Here is a 14,025-nt window from a genome sequence, read left to right on the forward strand (position 1 = left end):
CAGGCCGCAATCGAATGGTGGGCGATACTGGGATCGAACCAGTGACCTCTTCGGTGTGAACGAAGCGCTCTCCCGCTGAGCTAATCGCCCGGGCGCAGGAAGAACATTACCCCATGTCAGGGGGTGCCTCCGACCGGCTCCGGCAGGTCCGACGGGGTTCGTGGTCCTCGATCCGTGCCGACCTGGATGGGGCCCTCGATCACTGGTCTTTTATGTTCCAGGGCATCTCGAAGCCGAACTTCCAGACGTAGATCCCGGCAAGGACGGCCACAATCACCAGGCCGATCGTCGTCAGAATGATGTTGCGGCGCCTGACCTTGGGATCGAGGGCGCGCTGGGTGGCCTCGGTGACCTTGCGCTTGGTCCAGCGGAGGACGAGTTGGGCCCAGACGAATTCCGTCGCCCAGATGGCCATTCCGCCGAAGATCACGACCCAGCCGGGGCCGGGCAGCGGAAGCATGATCACGCCCGCGACGACCACCGCGAGCCCGATGATGAAGACGGCCACCTGCCAACTCAGGTGCAGCGCCCTGCGCGCCTTGATGAATTCCGGCGCGCGAGATCCGAGGGGCGCTTCACCCTTCGCCACATCGGCCTCACTGTTGGCTACGTTTGTCTCACTCTTCGTTCCGTCGGCCGCCACGGCGACCTCCCCCGTTCCGTCACTCCCCGTACCCATACGGCCAAACCCTACCGGAGAGAAACCGGTCACCGGAATGGTCGAACCGGATGAAGACGGTCTCGGCCGGACGAGCTACCAAAAGCGACGCAAAACCCTCAGAGGGGTTTACAACGGCACCGTAGGTGGCATGTCGATTTCGCCGACGTGCGAATCCCCGAGCGCACACTGAGCGAAAGGCCTTGGCGCTTATGAACACCACGGTCAGCTGCGAGCTGCACCTGCGCCTCGTTGTGTCGAGCGAGTCCTCACTGCCTGTTCCCGCGGGACTGCGGTATGATACGGCCGATCCCTACGCCGTGCACGCCACCTTCCACACCGGAGCCGAGGAAACGGTCGAATGGGTGTTCGCCCGCGACCTCCTCGCCGAGGGCCTGCACCGGCCCACCGGCACCGGCGACGTCCGCGTCTGGCCGTCGCGCAGTCACGGTCAGGGCGTCGTGTGCATCGCCCTGAGCTCCCCGGAGGGCGAGGCTCTTCTCGAAGCCCCGGCGCGGGCTCTGGAGTCCTTCCTGAAGCGCACAGACGCCGCCGTGCCGCCGGGCACGGAGCATCGGCACTTCGACCTCGATCAGGAGCTCTCGCACATCCTGGCGGAGAGCTAGTAGACGAGACCCCCCACGAAGCTGCCCGGCGCCGTCCACTCGGGGAGACGGCTCGGGCCATGACAACCGGATACGGCTTACGCCGGCCGATCGACGCCGCTCCGCGGGCCTCCGCGGGGCGGCGTCGCGGTGCGGACCGCCAGGTGGACGCCGGTGCTCCGTGACCTGGGGTGTGAATGTCGGACTTGGCCGGGGTTGCCCGGAGGAGCCACCACAGCTCGGCGATGCCGAGGTGCCGCTACGCCCGCCGTCCCCCGTCCCGGCTTCAGCCCCGCTCCCGGCTTCCCCGCTCCCGGCTTCGCTCGAGCGGGAGGGGTCCCATGGGCGGGAGGTACCCCCATCGCCCCAGCGGCGCGCTTGCCCGCAGTTGGACCGTGCAAGCGCCCGGCTCCCCGCAGCTGCGGCTGACGGAACCGGTCCTCCTTCGGCGGGAGCCATTACCATCGGCCAGCATCGGCGGGCGCCCGCCCGACCCCCGCAGGCCAGGGAGCGAAACGTGTTGATCACCCACGACACCCGGTGTGCCCTCGACACCGTGGTGGATCTGGTGAACACCGTGCCGGAGGACGAGACGGCGACGGACGGGCTCACGGATATCGCGTCGCTCGCCGACTTCGTGCGAAAGCACGAGATCAGCGATGTCGGCGCGCTGTCGGAGCTCGATCTCGCGGCCGTGCGCAAGGTCCGCGGCAGGTTCGCCGAGGTCTTCGCCTCCCCCGACGCGGGCTCGGCCGCCTCGGTCATCAACGATCTGATCGCCGCCGCCGGCACCACCCCCCGGCTCACCAACCACGACGGCTACGACTGGCACGTGCACTATTTCGCGCCCGGCGCGTCCGTCGCCGACCATCTCGCGGCCGACTGCGGCATGGCGCTCGCCTTCTTCGTCGTCGCGGGGGAACAGGAGCGGCTGCGCCGCTGCGAGGCACCCGACTGCCGGCGCGCCTTCGTCGACCTCTCCCGCAACCGCTCGCGCCGCTACTGCGACAGCCGCACCTGCGGCAACCGTCTGCACGTGGCCGCCTACCGGGCACGCCGCAAGGAAGCGGCGGGCTGAGGAAGCCGGGCCGTTCAAGGCCCTGACGGGCAAGGACCCGGACGGGCAAGGACCCGGGTGTGCAACGCCCCGGGTGGGCGAGGACCGAGGAAGCGAGACCGGGCGAGACCGGCCGGCGACGGCGGGTGCGGTGGCGTTGGCGCTGGTGAGCGCTGGGGACTGACGGAGCCCTCGACGGGTGACGTCAGGGGCTCCGTTTACGGCTCAGAGCATCAGCAGATCGTGCAGTGACGCCATGAGCAGCAGGCAGCCGATCACCGCAAGGAAGATCATCAGCGGTGGCTGCGAGAGCGCGAAGAGACAACCTCGCCGCTCCTCGGACGGGGCGGTGGTGTCGCTCTGTGTTGTGTCCAGCATCTCGCGGCGATGATGGCGCAGCGGGCATGCTCCGCGCGATCAACCCACCCGGAATGACGGGTAGTTCGCCAATATCCACAACGTCGGGAGCGAACGTGATCACTTCGGCGTCGCCGCCCGACCTACTGTGTCGTTTCAGTCGATCACGGCCCGCGGGGTCATATCCCGTGCTTCTTCAGGATCGCCTCGATGTCGCTGAAGTCGTCCGCGGCGGAAGTTCCGGAACCAGTCGCCCGGGGTGTGGCGGTGGGGCGGGTCGCCGGGCGGGCGGTCTGGCCCAGTGAGGGTGCCGAGGCCGTGGGGGCCATCGCCTCACGCTGAGCCGCCTTGCGGTCCTTGCCGGTGTCTCCGCGGCGCCGCTCCACGGCACGCGTGGTCATGAACAGCAGCCATGCGACGCCGAGCACGCCGAACCCGGCCCATGCCGTCGGGCTGAAGGCGGTGTCGGCCAGCCATTCGACGACCCCGGTCATCACCAGGCCGAGGGGCACGAGTGAGTAGGCGGCGATACGCGTCGCCCTGAGGAAGCGCCTCCGATACGCCGTGATCGCGGCGATGCCCAGGCCGGCCGCGGAGACGGCGGAGCAGACTGTCTCGGCAATCATCCGGTCCTCCAGGCGTGCTCGGTCGAGCGCAGGCGGTCTCTCCGCCCCCTCCATCCTGCACCGCCGCCCGCCCGGTGTGCCATGGTCCGGGCAGACCTCAGGGACATCTCCGGGTCGCTCAGGGACATGTCCGGGTCGCCGTCTCCGGGATGTCTCGGGGTCGGCTCGGGTTCGCCTCGGAGACGTCCCCGCATCCCACCGATTGGGCCGCTGCCGCTCCCGGCTGGAAGACTGATGCCCATGAGCGACTCCTCCCCCGTATCTCCCGCCGTCGTCCTGGATGTCTGGTGCGAACTCCAGTGCCCCGACTGCCGCAGCGCCCTGGACGACATCCGCGCGCTGCGGGAACGCTACGGCGACCGGCTCGACGTACGGCTTCGGCACTTCCCGCTGGAGAAGCACAAGCATGCCTTCGCCGCCGCGCAGGCCGCCGAGGAGGCCGCCGAGCAGGGGCAGGGCTGGCCGTACATCGAGGCCGTGCTGGGCCGGGTCGAGGAGCTGGACCGTAAGGGAGAGCCCTTCCTGGTGGAGGTGGCCCGGGAACTCGGACTGGACGCCGAGGAGTTCGACACCGCGCTGATCGACGGCCGGCACATCCTGATCGTCGACGCCGACCAGGCCGAGGGCAAGGCGATCGGCGTGACCGGCACCCCCACATATGTCATCGGCGGCGAGCGTCTCGATGGCGGCAAGAGCCAGGCGGGGCTGCGCGAGCGCGTCGAGGAGATCGCCGACCGGCTCCTGGCCGGGGACGCCTGACCCCCGGGACGCGTCGCGGAACCCTACGGGTCAGTCCTGCACACCCTGCTCTCAGCGGGCCACGGCACCCGTGCGTGTCAGAGCAGCTGCTTGTACAGGTGATGGGTGACCGTCTCATAGCCGAGTGAGTCGTAGAGGCACTCGGCGCGAAAGTTCCCCGCGAAGACGTTGAGGGCTATGCCGGCCTTTCCGGCCGCGATCGCCTGGGCCTCGGCCAGCAGCATGAGTGTGCGGCCGTGGCCCCGGCCGCGGTGGGCGGCGTCGGCCTCCACGTCGTAGACGTAGGCGGTGTCGTCGGCCACGCCCAGCCAGAGGGTGCCGACACGGGTTCCCTCGTGTTCGAGGACGCTGAGCAGTGTGTTCTCGGTGGCGAGGCCCTGCGACAGCAGCTGGTCGTAGTCGCGGGCGGACTTCTCGTACGCCAGGTCCTCGGGCACGCCCCGGGTGATCCAGTCCTGTGCGTAGCCCGCCCGGCCGGCCGCTTTCCAGGGTCCGAACTCGGCCTCCGTCATGGGCCGGCCCCGGCTGCCGGCGGGTAGTTCGGGCGGAGTGTCGTCGAGCGTCTTGCGCATACGGCGGTTGCTCGCGACGTAGCCGAGCGCCTGGGTGAGCCGCAGGGCGGCCTCGGCGTCGGCCGGGACGGACGTCTGGATGCGTCGGCAGCCCCAGCCGCGCGCCACCTCCTCGGCGGCGAGCGCGGCCACGGTGCCCCGGCCGCGCCGGCGGTCCGGTTCCTCGATCCGCAGGTCCAGGATCACGGCCACCGTGTCGCCGAAGACGGGGGACGTGCCGAGGTGTATCGAGCCGACGGGACGGCTGTTCACGCACACCTGGTAGCGGCGCGAACGCGTCCCGTCGGCGGCGTGCTGAAGCGGCTCGCTGGGCCGCAGGGTGGTGGTCATCAGGGGTGTTGTACCCCGTGTGGAGCACCGAGTCAGCACGGAAAGCCAGGCCTTTCGGGATCTTTGCCCGACGGCCACGGGTTCCGGCGAATCCCGGTGATCAGGGATCCAGGTCCTGCCCGGACCGCTCGTCGAACACCCGCATCGCCTTCGCCGTCACCGGCCCCGGCGTGGCCGCGAGTTCGCGGGCGTCGACCCGGTGTACGGCCTGGACGTCGCGCAGGGTCGAGGTCAGGAAGATCTCGTCGGCCCCGTCCAGGACGTCCAGCGGCAGGTCGGTCTCGTGGGCGCCCGTCCACTCCACGACGAGGGCGCGGGTGATGCCGGCGAGGCAGCCGGAGGCGACCGGCGGGGTGTGGATCTCGCCGTCGAGGACGACGAAGACGTTCGAGCCGGTGCCCTCGCAGAGTTGCCCCACCGTGTTGGCGAACAGCGCCTCGGTCGCGCCCTGTTCATGGGCGCGGGCGAGGGCGACGACGTTCTCGGCGTACGAGGTGGTCTTCAGACCGGTGAGGGCGCCGCGCTCGTTGCGTGTCCAGGGAACGGTGATCACGGCGGTCGAGTCCGCGCGCCGGGTGGTCTCGCCGAGGGCGACGACGAGGGTGGGGCCGTGGTCGCCGCGATCGGAGCCGAGCGGGGAGACACCGCCGGTGTAGGTGATCCGCAGGCGGCCGAGCGCCATCGGGTTGGCGGCCACGACGGCTTCGCAGGCGTGGCGCACCTCGTCGAGGTCGGGCTCGGGCAGTCCGAGGCCGCGTGCGGAGCGGGCGAGCCGGTCGAGGTGGCGGGTCAGCGCGAACGTCCGTCCGGCGACGGCCTTGACGGTCTCGAAGACGCCGTCGCCCACGGTCAGTCCGTGGTCGAGGACGGAGACACGGGCGGAGTCGATGTCCTGCAGCCCGCCGTCGAGCCAGATCTTCACTGGTCATTACCTCCCAAAAATGCGCCGGACGCGCTCGGATCCTCTCGGCCGGGGGTCCGGCCCGTGGCGGAGCCGCCGGCGGATGCCGCGCCGCCCGGGTCAGCGCGGCACGCAGGGGTCCTCCCACTCGCCTCGTACGTTCCCGACGCTACCGCGAGCAGTCTGGCGGCTTTCAGCTCGGTCTCCAGCCACTCCGCCTCTGGGTCCGATCCCCAGGTGATGCCCGCTCCGGTGCCGAATCGCAGCTCGCCCGCCGTCCGGTCGATCCAGAAGGTACGGATGCCGACGGCCAGCTCCGCGGTGCCCCGGTCGGCGTCGACCCAGCCGATGCCGCCGCAGTACGGGCCGCGCGGCGCGGTCTCCAGGGCGTCGATGATCCGCAGGGCGCTGGACTTGGGGGCGCCGGTGACGGAGCCGGGCGGGAAGGCGGCGGCGAGCAGCTCCGGCCAACCGGTGTCCTCGCGGAGCTCGCCGCGCACGGTGGAGACGAGGTGGACCAGGCCGGGGTGCTTCTCGACGACGCACAGGTCGGGCACGGTCACCGAGCCGGTGGCGCAGACCTGCCCGATGTCGTTGCGGACCAGGTCGACGATCATCACGTTCTCGGCGTAGTCCTTCTCCAGGAGGTCCGCCTCGGTGCGTCCGGTGCCCTTGATCGGGCCGGATTCGACGACACGGCCGTCGCGGCGCAGGAAGAGCTCGGGGGACGCGGTGGCTATCTCCACGCCGTGACCTGGCAGGCGAATCGTTCCTGCATACGGTGCGGGGTTGCCCCGCGCGAGCAGCGCGGTGAGCGCGTCCACGTCGGCGTCCGGTGCGACGGGCGCCGACAGCACCCGGCAGAGGTTCGCCTGGTACACCTCGCCGGCGGCGATGTGCTCGCGTATCCGGCGTACGCCCGCGGTGTACGCGGTGCGGTCGAGGGACGACGTCCAGTCACCGGCGGCCGGCCCGCGCCACTGCCCCGGCACCGGATCGGGCGCCGCCTCACGGCGTACGTCGGCGAAGCGCGCGCACACCAGACCGCCCTCGTAGTCCGCGCTGACCGCCCAGAAGCCGGACGAGTCCAGGGCGGCGGGATCGCTGGTCACATCGGTGAGGCCGGTGGCGACGAGGTTGCCGAAACGGGCGAGAGGAGGCAGGTCGAGCACGCAGTCGAGTCTAGGGCGGGCGCCCCGGAGGGGGCCCTGACCGGGTCCTGGAGTGGACGCACCGCAGCACGCTGCACAAACGCGTTTTTGTACTGGCCCCGGAATCCGCTAGAGTTCAACACGTCGCCGGGCCGCGAAAGCGGAACGGAAACGACAAGCGGACGTAGCTCAGTTGGTAGAGCGCAACCTTGCCAAGGTTGAGGTCGCGAGTTCGAGCCTCGTCGTCCGCTCGAAGGAACGAGGGGATCTTCCCGAACCCCTGCACTCCTGGTGGAGTGGCCGAGAGGCGAGGCAACGGCCTGCAAAGCCGTCTACACGGGTTCAAATCCCGTCTCCACCTCCAAGGACGATTAGCTCAGCGGGAGAGCGCTTCCCTGACACGGAAGAGGTCACTGGTTCAATCCCAGTATCGTCCACTGGATCTTCCGGCTCGTACGGCGAATTCGTACGAACAAGATCCTTGTCCCGCGCGATTAGCTCAGCGGGAGAGCGCTTCCCTGACACGGAAGAGGTCACTGGTTCAATCCCAGTATCGCGCACGCAGCACAGGCAGTACCCGAGGACGATTAGCTCAGCGGGAGAGCGCTTCCCTGACACGGAAGAGGTCACTGGTTCAATCCCAGTATCGTCCACACACACCGAGCCCCCGGCCGTTTCTCACGGTCGGGGGCTTCGTCGTCCGTCGGTTCAGCTGGAGAACAGCATGTGGCCGAAGCCCCGGTTGTGGTGACCATGGTGCCCGCCGTGGTGGCCGCCGTGCGGGGCACCCCAGGCCGGAGCGCCGTGACCGCCGCCCGCCGGGTACTGCGGGGCAGCCGGCGGCGGCGGAACGGCCGGGCCGCCGCCCCACTGGGACTCCAGCCGGGTCAGCGCCTCCAGCTCGCCGTAGTCGAGGAAGATCCCGCGGCAGCCGCTGCACTGCTCGATCTGGACGCCGTTGCGGTTGTATGTGTGCATCGGCGCATGGCACTTCGGACACTGCATGTGCATGGTTCGGCTCAACTCCTCGCCGTTCGGTGCTGCTTCGCGTTACGCCAGGACAGACACTGCCCGGCTGTCGTCGGTTGCACCCTACTTCGGGAAAACGTTCGCCAACTCCGGCGGGATGGTGCCCATTCGGTCACATGCGTCGATAACGGCCCGCTGCACATCGTCGAGGGGGCGGTCGGCCGCCGTCGACTTCACGATCGCGAGGGCCGCCGTCTGTACGGTGAGTGCGCGGGCCGGTACGTCGAGTGTGGGCCAGGGGTCGCCGTGAGTGGGGATCGCGGGGCCGGCCGCCTGTTGGTAGGCGGTCAGGAAGCGGGTCCACTCGTCGGGTGGGAGGAGGCCGCAGGCGTACCAGGCGGCCGGGCGGGCGAGGTCCCAGGCCGGGACGCCCACGCCGAGGTCGTCGACGTCTATCAGTCGCCACGGGCCGGTTGTCGCCGGGTGGCGTACGAGTTGGCCGAGGTGCAGGTCGCCGTGGCAGAGGGTGGTCGTGTCCGGCATGGGCGACGCGGCTCTGGCCCAGGTGGGGAGGGTGCGCCAGGCGCGGAGGACCGGGGTGGCGGCGGGGTGGTGCGGGGCGGTGGCGTTCAGGCGGGCGATGGCCTGGGCCGCCTTCGCGGGGCCGCGCATGGGGGGCAGGGTCGGGGGTGCGGGGGTGTTGTGCAGGTGGGCGAGGAGGGTGGCCGCGTCTTCCCAGGGGGCGTTGTGCGGGGCTTCGGGGTCTACGGGGGTGCCGTAGGGCCAGAACGTGATCAGGCGGCCGTGGAGAGGGGTGGGTGTGGGGTGGAGGGGGGCGAGGAGGGTGTCGGGGTTGGTGGTGGCCACGGAGAGACGGAGGGCGAGGTGGGTGGGGTCTGTGTCGGGGGCGTGGGCCTTGGCGACCGTGTCGGCGTGGCGGACGACCGTGCCGTCTTCGCGTTCCGCGAGGACCGTGTCGGGGTGGGTGCAGGGGGTGGTCGCCGGGTGGGCTCTGCTTCGTACCTTGGCCCTGAGGGCAGGTAGTACGTCGGCTGCGGTCATGGGTCCCCCTGGTGGTGTACGGCGCGCTGTCGGTGAGCCTACGCAGGCGGGTGCCCTCTTCTGGGGGCGGCCGGGGGTTGGCTCCGCAACTCGACGGTGACGAGGTGCCGCCGCGCCCACCCTCCCCCATCGCCCCGGCGGCACGATTGCCCGCAACTGTGTGCGGCCGCGACGGCGGCACGACTGCCCATGGCTTCGTATGGTTCGGGCCGTTGGTTGTTCGCCCAGGACGGCCGCACCATCAATTGAGGAACCACGACGGCGAGCAAGCACCTCCGCGAGAGCGGCGCCGATTCAGGCACAAAAAGAGCAACGCCCGCGCAGCTCCCCAGCTGCGCGGGCGTTTTTTGCCGTCCGCCGCACCCCCGTCCCCACGGGGTTTCATGGGTGGATGTCCCCGCCCGGACCGCTCTTCCGGGCCTGGGGTCGCCGCTCAGCGCCCCAGCATCACACCCACGGACGACGCTTGTGTGACCACTGCCTCCCAGCCGCCGAAGGCGTACACGAGCAGGGCCGCCAGGGGGAGGACCATCGCGGTCGCCACCAAGGGGTGGCGACGGCCCGCGCGGCGTTCGGCGGTGAACACCCTGCGCTCGCGCGTGCGGATCGCCGTCCGCGGTGCCGTGTGGGCCATGGTCCCTCCTCCTGTTCGATCTCGTCTGTGTTGTTCGTCGTTGGCAGCGGCGGGTGTCTGACCTCGGGGGACGAGTGCTGCACCCGCCGCTTGACCTCAAATCTAGGCGCGTGGCGGGTGTGGGTCGTCATGCCCTCGTACCGATTGGCGGGCCTCCCGGAGGATGAGCGATGACCTGCGACGTACTCCCCAGGGTGGAGATGGGGTCCTAGGTCTCGGGGTCTTCCCGGAGGGGATGCCCGGAAGATGCCTGGAGTGCCCTTTCTGTCACTGGTTTCGCTCCGCGCCGTCCTCGAGCGAAGCCGAGCGTGGGGGAGGGTGACTTCGCTCACTTCCACGGCACCTCGCCGTGCTGCTGTCTCAACTCGGCGGCCGGCCCTGCTCGCCACCGCCTCGTAGGTACGTGTCGTGTCCCCGGCGTCCACGGCCATCTCCACACGGTCGCCCTTCACGCGCTCAATCCCCCTTGTGAGGCGGGTGGTTGGGACCACAGGAACCCCAACACCGTCCCGAGCCCTTGTTCCCTGACCGTCTTTCGGGTTTCCCACCCGGCACCGACAATCGATCGGGTCGGGAGGGCGCGGCCTCTGCGCACGCCCGGCCGTGGAAACGTAAGCTGTGGCTCGTCAGACGGAACGGGCAGCGGGGATGAACATGGCGATGATGCGCCTGAGGCGCGAGGACCCGCGCGTCGTCGGCTCGTTCAGGATCCACAGACGGCTCGGCGCGGGTGGAATGGGCGTCGTCTATCTGGGCTCCGATCGGCGTGGACAGCGAGTCGCGTTGAAGGTGATCCGGCCGGATCTGGCGGAGGATCAGGAGTTCCGCTCGCGGTTCGCGCGCGAGGTGTCGGCGGCGCGACGGATCAGGGGTGGGTGTACGGCACGGCTCGTCGCCGCCGATCTGGAGGCGGACCGGCCGTGGTTCGCGACCCAGTACGTGCCGGGTCCCTCACTGCATGACAAGGTCGCCGAGGAAGGTCCGATGCCGGCCGCCGACGTGGCCGCGGTCGGTGCCGCCCTCTCCGAGGGGCTCGTGGCGGTGCACGAGGCCGGTGTCGTACACCGTGATCTGAAGCCGTCCAACATCCTGCTGTCCCCCAAGGGTCCGCGCATCATCGACTTCGGGATCGCCTGGGCGACGGGTGCCTCGACGCTGACGCATGTCGGTACGGCCGTGGGGTCGCCCGGCTTTCTCGCGCCCGAACAGGTGCGCGGGGCCGCCGTCACGCCGGCCACGGACGTCTTCTCCCTCGGGGCCACGCTCGCCTACGCGGCGACCGCCGACTCGCCCTTCGGACACGGTAGTTCCGAGGTGATGCTCTACCGGGTGGTGCACGAGGAACCGCACTTGCACGGAGTGCCCGACGCGCTGGCACCACTTCTCCGCGCCTGCCTGGCCAAGGACCCCGACGAACGGCCCAGCACGCTCCAACTGTCGCTGCGGCTCAAGGAGATCGCCGCCCGCGAGGCGCAGGGGCTGACGGATGTCCGTCCGCCCTCGCCGCGTACGGATCCTGACCGGCCCTCGGGGCGGCTCGCGGAACAGTACGTCGAGCCGCGCACGCTGCGACAGCCGCCGGAGACGCGGGAACTCCGGGACACGCGTGGGTCGCAGGAGGGTCAGGCGGGGGCGTCCGGTACGCCGCTTCCCCGGAACGGAAGCGGCTCGCGTACGGGTGGCGGCGGTTCACGGACCGGTGGTGGCTCCCGGCCCGTACCGGCGCGCAACACCGGCTCCGGGAAGCGGCCCGCGCCGCGCAGTGGGACCGGGCGGCCTGGGCCCCGGACCAACGGGACCGGGCGGCGGCCCGCCAATCCGCGGCTGTTGCGGCAGCGGCTCGTGGTGTTCGTCGTGGTGACGCTGCTGGCCGCGCTCGGTATCGCCGCGGCGCAGGGTTGCCAGGGACCGTCGCGAGGGCTCGGCGAGGAGCGTGCGCCGAAGGGAACGGGGCAGACCCGGGAACAGCGGGGGTTCACGCCGTTGCCCACGGATGACTTGATGCGGCAGCGGTTCACGGCGACCATCGAGGCTGCGGAGTAGGACCGGCCGTCGGTCACGGTCCACCGCGACCTGCAAGGCCACGGTCCACTGCGGCCTGCGATGCCGTGGAGTCGTCAGGGCTGTGGGCGGCCCGTCGCCACCGCGTAGAAGGCGACGGCTGCCGCCGCGCCCACGTTGAGCGAATCGACGCCGTGAGCCATCGGGATGCGGACCCATTCGTCGGCCGCCATGAGGGCCTTGGTGGAGAGGCCGTCGCCCTCCGCGCCGAGCATCAGGGCGACGCGGTCCATCTTGTGCGGGGCGGCCTCGTCGAGGGACTTCGCCTTCTCGTCCGGTGTGAGGGCGAGGAGGGTGAAACCCGCGTCGCGAACGGCGTCCAGGCCCTTGGGCCAGGTGTCGAGACGGGCGTACGGGACGGAGAAGACCGCGCCCATGGAGACCTTCACGCTGCGGCGGTAGAGCGGGTCCGCGCAGTCGGGCGAGAGCAGGACCGCGTCCATGCCGAGGGCGGCGACCGAGCGAAAAATCGCACCGATATTTGTGTGGTCGTTCACGGATTCCATGATCACGACACGGCGGGCGGTCCGGAGCAGTTCGGACGCCGTCGGCAGGGGCTTGCGTTGCATGGAGGCTAGGGCGCCCCGGTGCACGTGATAGCCGGTGACCCGTTCGGCGAGTTCCGGGCTCACCGCGTAGACGGGGGCCGGGAGTTCGTCGATGACGTCGCGCATGACGTCGACCCACTTGGCGGAGAGCAGCATCGAGCGCATCTCGTAGCCGGCCTCCTTGGCCCGCCGGATGACCTTCTCGCCCTCGGCGATGAACAGGCCCTCGGCGGGCTCGCGCCTGCGGCGCAGTTCGACGTCGGTCAGGCCCGTGTAGTCACGCAGACGCGGGTCGTCGGGGTTCTCGACGGTGATGAGATCGGCCACAGGGTGATACTGCCTTGTGCTGGGTGCGGTGCCAACGGTTCGGAACGGGTTGTGTTACCCGCGGTTACGCGGAGTCTCCCGGTCCCTACGTCGTTGAGGGGTTCGGTCCTACGTTCACGACCTCGCCGATGACGATGACCGCCGGAGGCTTCACATCGTGGGCTAGTACCGCTTCGCCTGCCGTGGCCAGGGTCGCGTCGACCCGGCGCTGGGCGGCCGTGGTGCCCTCCTGGATCAGGGCGACGGGCGTGTCCGGGGACTTGCCGTGGGCGATGAGCGTCTCGGCGACCTTGCCGATCGTGCCGACGCCCATGAGGATCACCAGTGTGCCGGTCAGCCGGGCGAGAGCGGCCCAGTCGACCAGGGAGCGCTCGTCGTCGGGGGCGATGTGGCCGCTGACCACCGTGAACTCGTGGGCGATGCCTCGGTGGGTGACCGGGATGCCGGCGGCGCCCGGGACCGAGATCGAGCTGGAGATGCCGGGGACGACCGTGCACGGGATGCCGGCCTCGGCCAGCGCCTGGGCCTCCTCCATGCCGCGCCCGTAGACGAAGGGGTCGCCACCCTTGAGTCGTACGACCGACTTGCCCTGCTTGGCGTGCTCGATCAGCGCGTTGTTGATGGCCTCCTGGGCCATGAACCGGCCGTACGGCAGCTTCGCCGCGTCGATCACCTCGACGTTCGGGGACAGCTCGGCGAGCAGGTCGCGCGGGCCCAGGTGATCCGTGATCACCACATCGGCCTCGGCGAGCAGGCGGCGGCCACGCACGGTGATGAGGTCCGGGTCGCCGGGGCCGCCGCCGACCAGGGCGACTCCGGGTGTACGGGTGCGGTGGTGCGGGGCGACGAGTGTGCCGTCGCGCAGGCCCTCGACCACGGCGTCGCGGATCGCGGCGGTGTGGCGGGGGTCGCGGCCCTTGGCGTCGGTGGTGAGGACGGCGACCGTGACGCCCTCGCTGTGGCCCGTCGCCGGGGTCCAGGCGGTGGCCGCGTCGGCGTCGTCGGAGCGGACGCACCAGACACGGTGCCGCTCCGCCTCGGCGGATGCGCGGGTGTTCGCCTCGGTGTCACCGGTGGCGATCAGGGCGTACCAGGCGTCGGCGAGGTCGCCCTCCGCGTAGGGGCGCCGCTCCCAGGTCAGTTCGCCCGCGTCGGCCATCGCCTCCACGGAGGGAGTGGCGGACGGGGAGACGAGGAGGATGTCGGCGCCTGCTGCGATGAGGGCCGGGAGGCGGCGTTGGGCGACCTGGCCGCCGCCGAGGACGACGACCTTGCGGCTGGTGAGGCGGAGGCCCACGGGGTAGGCGGGGTGTTCGGCCATGAGGTGCGGCTCCCTCGGGCTGGCGGCGGTGCGGTGGGCGCGCTGCGGCTTTGGAGCGGGCCTGACGTGCGGATTCTATGGTGCGGG

The 14,025-nt window shown here is 70.5% G+C and carries 15 protein-coding genes, 6 tRNA genes and 1 pseudogene; 9 read left to right on the top strand and 13 right to left on the bottom strand.

The genetic code is table 11. The features are described 5' to 3' along the window. Positions 1-15: 15 nt before the first annotated feature. Together STRIP9103_RS37970 and STRIP9103_RS37975 are read right to left on the bottom strand one after the other, a co-directional pair. A tRNA-Val gene (locus STRIP9103_RS37970) sits at positions 16-90 on the bottom strand. Between the two features lie 109 nt (positions 91-199). Next, positions 200-679, bottom strand: coding sequence for a TIGR02611 family protein (locus STRIP9103_RS37975; protein ID WP_048821708.1), 480 nt, complete (start codon positions 677-679; stop codon positions 200-202). A 191-nt stretch (positions 680-870) separates the two neighbouring features. On the opposite strand from STRIP9103_RS37975, the gene STRIP9103_RS37980 reads away from it, so the two are divergent. After that, a complete protein-coding gene (locus tag STRIP9103_RS37980) occupies positions 871-1,284 on the top strand; it encodes an SsgA family sporulation/cell division regulator (RefSeq protein ID WP_004002642.1) in 414 nt (137 codons plus the stop codon). 496 nt (positions 1,285-1,780) lie between these two features. Further along, complete coding sequence (locus STRIP9103_RS37985; RefSeq protein ID WP_009335540.1) at positions 1,781-2,341, top strand: CGNR zinc finger domain-containing protein; 561 nt, start codon at positions 1,781-1,783, stop codon at positions 2,339-2,341. Between the two features lie 204 nt (positions 2,342-2,545). Here STRIP9103_RS37985 and STRIP9103_RS50965 read toward each other — a convergent pair whose 3' ends face one another. Together STRIP9103_RS50965 and STRIP9103_RS37990 are read right to left on the bottom strand one after the other, a co-directional pair. Beyond that, complete coding sequence (locus tag STRIP9103_RS50965) at positions 2,546-2,698, bottom strand: hypothetical protein (protein ID WP_009335539.1); 153 nt, start codon at positions 2,696-2,698, stop codon at positions 2,546-2,548. 158 nt (positions 2,699-2,856) lie between these two features. Beyond that, entirely contained in the window at positions 2,857-3,303 is a 447-nt protein-coding gene (locus STRIP9103_RS37990) for a hypothetical protein (RefSeq protein ID WP_009335571.1), read from the bottom strand. A 240-nt stretch (positions 3,304-3,543) separates the two neighbouring features. Between STRIP9103_RS37990 and STRIP9103_RS37995 the strand changes: the two genes are divergently transcribed. Beyond that, the gene (locus tag STRIP9103_RS37995; RefSeq protein ID WP_048821709.1) at positions 3,544-4,062 is read left to right on the top strand and encodes a DsbA family protein; all 519 of its coding nucleotides are present in this window, start codon (positions 3,544-3,546) and stop codon (positions 4,060-4,062) included. 77 nt (positions 4,063-4,139) lie between these two features. Here the strand turns inward: STRIP9103_RS37995 and STRIP9103_RS38000 are convergent, their stop codons facing one another. The 3 genes from STRIP9103_RS38000 to STRIP9103_RS38010 all read right to left on the bottom strand — a co-directional run bounded on the left by STRIP9103_RS38000 (position 4,140) and on the right by STRIP9103_RS38010 (position 7,037). Next, entirely contained in the window at positions 4,140-4,964 is an 825-nt protein-coding gene (locus STRIP9103_RS38000; RefSeq protein ID WP_009335567.1) for a GNAT family N-acetyltransferase, read from the bottom strand. Positions 4,965-5,064: 100 nt separating this feature from the next. Continuing rightward, a complete protein-coding gene (locus tag STRIP9103_RS38005; protein ID WP_009335563.1) occupies positions 5,065-5,886 on the bottom strand; it encodes an aminotransferase class IV in 822 nt (273 codons plus the stop codon). Next, positions 5,883-7,037 (bottom strand): chorismate-binding protein, encoded by a 1,155-nt coding sequence (locus STRIP9103_RS38010; protein ID WP_009335544.1) that lies wholly within the window; start codon positions 7,035-7,037, stop codon positions 5,883-5,885. The genes STRIP9103_RS38005 and STRIP9103_RS38010 overlap by 4 nt, the downstream gene beginning before the upstream one ends. 157 nt (positions 7,038-7,194) lie before the next feature. Here STRIP9103_RS38010 and STRIP9103_RS38015 point away from each other — a divergent pair. The 5 genes from STRIP9103_RS38015 (at position 7,195) to STRIP9103_RS38035 (ending at position 7,669) form a co-directional block, all read left to right on the top strand. Further along, positions 7,195-7,267, top strand: a tRNA-Gly gene (locus STRIP9103_RS38015). A 39-nt stretch (positions 7,268-7,306) separates the two neighbouring features. Next, positions 7,307-7,380 (top strand) — tRNA-Cys (locus STRIP9103_RS38020). 1 nt (position 7,381) lies between these two features. Further along, a tRNA-Val gene (locus STRIP9103_RS38025) sits at positions 7,382-7,453 on the top strand. Positions 7,454-7,504: 51 nt separating this feature from the next. Beyond that, positions 7,505-7,576: transfer RNA gene (locus STRIP9103_RS38030), tRNA-Val, on the top strand. 21 nt (positions 7,577-7,597) lie between these two features. Beyond that, positions 7,598-7,669: transfer RNA gene (locus STRIP9103_RS38035), tRNA-Val, on the top strand. A 55-nt stretch (positions 7,670-7,724) separates the two neighbouring features. Here the strand turns inward: STRIP9103_RS38035 and STRIP9103_RS38040 are convergent. From STRIP9103_RS38040 to STRIP9103_RS53635, 4 genes and pseudogenes are all read right to left on the bottom strand, one after another. Next, the gene (locus STRIP9103_RS38040) at positions 7,725-8,021 is read right to left on the bottom strand and encodes a TFIIB-type zinc ribbon-containing protein (protein ID WP_048821710.1); all 297 of its coding nucleotides are present in this window, start codon (positions 8,019-8,021) and stop codon (positions 7,725-7,727) included. Positions 8,022-8,108: 87 nt separating this feature from the next. After that, on the bottom strand, positions 8,109-9,047 hold the full coding sequence (locus tag STRIP9103_RS38045) for a phosphotransferase family protein (protein ID WP_009335565.1): 939 nt from the start codon (positions 9,045-9,047) through the stop codon (positions 8,109-8,111). A 433-nt stretch (positions 9,048-9,480) separates the two neighbouring features. Further along, positions 9,481-9,681: a hypothetical protein gene (locus tag STRIP9103_RS38050; protein ID WP_009335569.1), complete on the bottom strand. Its 201-nt coding sequence runs from the start codon at positions 9,679-9,681 to the stop codon at positions 9,481-9,483. A 208-nt stretch (positions 9,682-9,889) separates the two neighbouring features. After that, a pseudogene (locus STRIP9103_RS53635) lies at positions 9,890-10,133 on the bottom strand (hypothetical protein). Positions 10,134-10,329: 196 nt separating this feature from the next. On the opposite strand from STRIP9103_RS53635, the gene STRIP9103_RS38055 reads away from it, so the two are divergent. Further along, positions 10,330-11,724, top strand: coding sequence for a serine/threonine-protein kinase (locus STRIP9103_RS38055; protein ID WP_009335561.1), 1,395 nt, complete (start codon positions 10,330-10,332; stop codon positions 11,722-11,724). A gap of 74 nt (positions 11,725-11,798) precedes the next feature. Here the strand turns inward: STRIP9103_RS38055 and STRIP9103_RS38060 are convergent, their stop codons facing one another. After that, positions 11,799-12,617: a TrmH family RNA methyltransferase gene (locus tag STRIP9103_RS38060; RefSeq protein ID WP_009335545.1), complete on the bottom strand. Its 819-nt coding sequence runs from the start codon at positions 12,615-12,617 to the stop codon at positions 11,799-11,801. 85 nt (positions 12,618-12,702) lie between these two features. After that, entirely contained in the window at positions 12,703-13,938 is a 1,236-nt protein-coding gene (gene cobA, locus STRIP9103_RS38065) for a uroporphyrinogen-III C-methyltransferase (RefSeq protein WP_009335543.1), read from the bottom strand. Between the last annotated feature and the right edge of the window lie 87 nt (positions 13,939-14,025).

This window comes from Streptomyces ipomoeae 91-03, assembly GCF_000317595.1.
Taxonomy (GTDB): Bacteria; Actinomycetota; Actinomycetes; order Streptomycetales; family Streptomycetaceae; genus Streptomyces; species Streptomyces ipomoeae.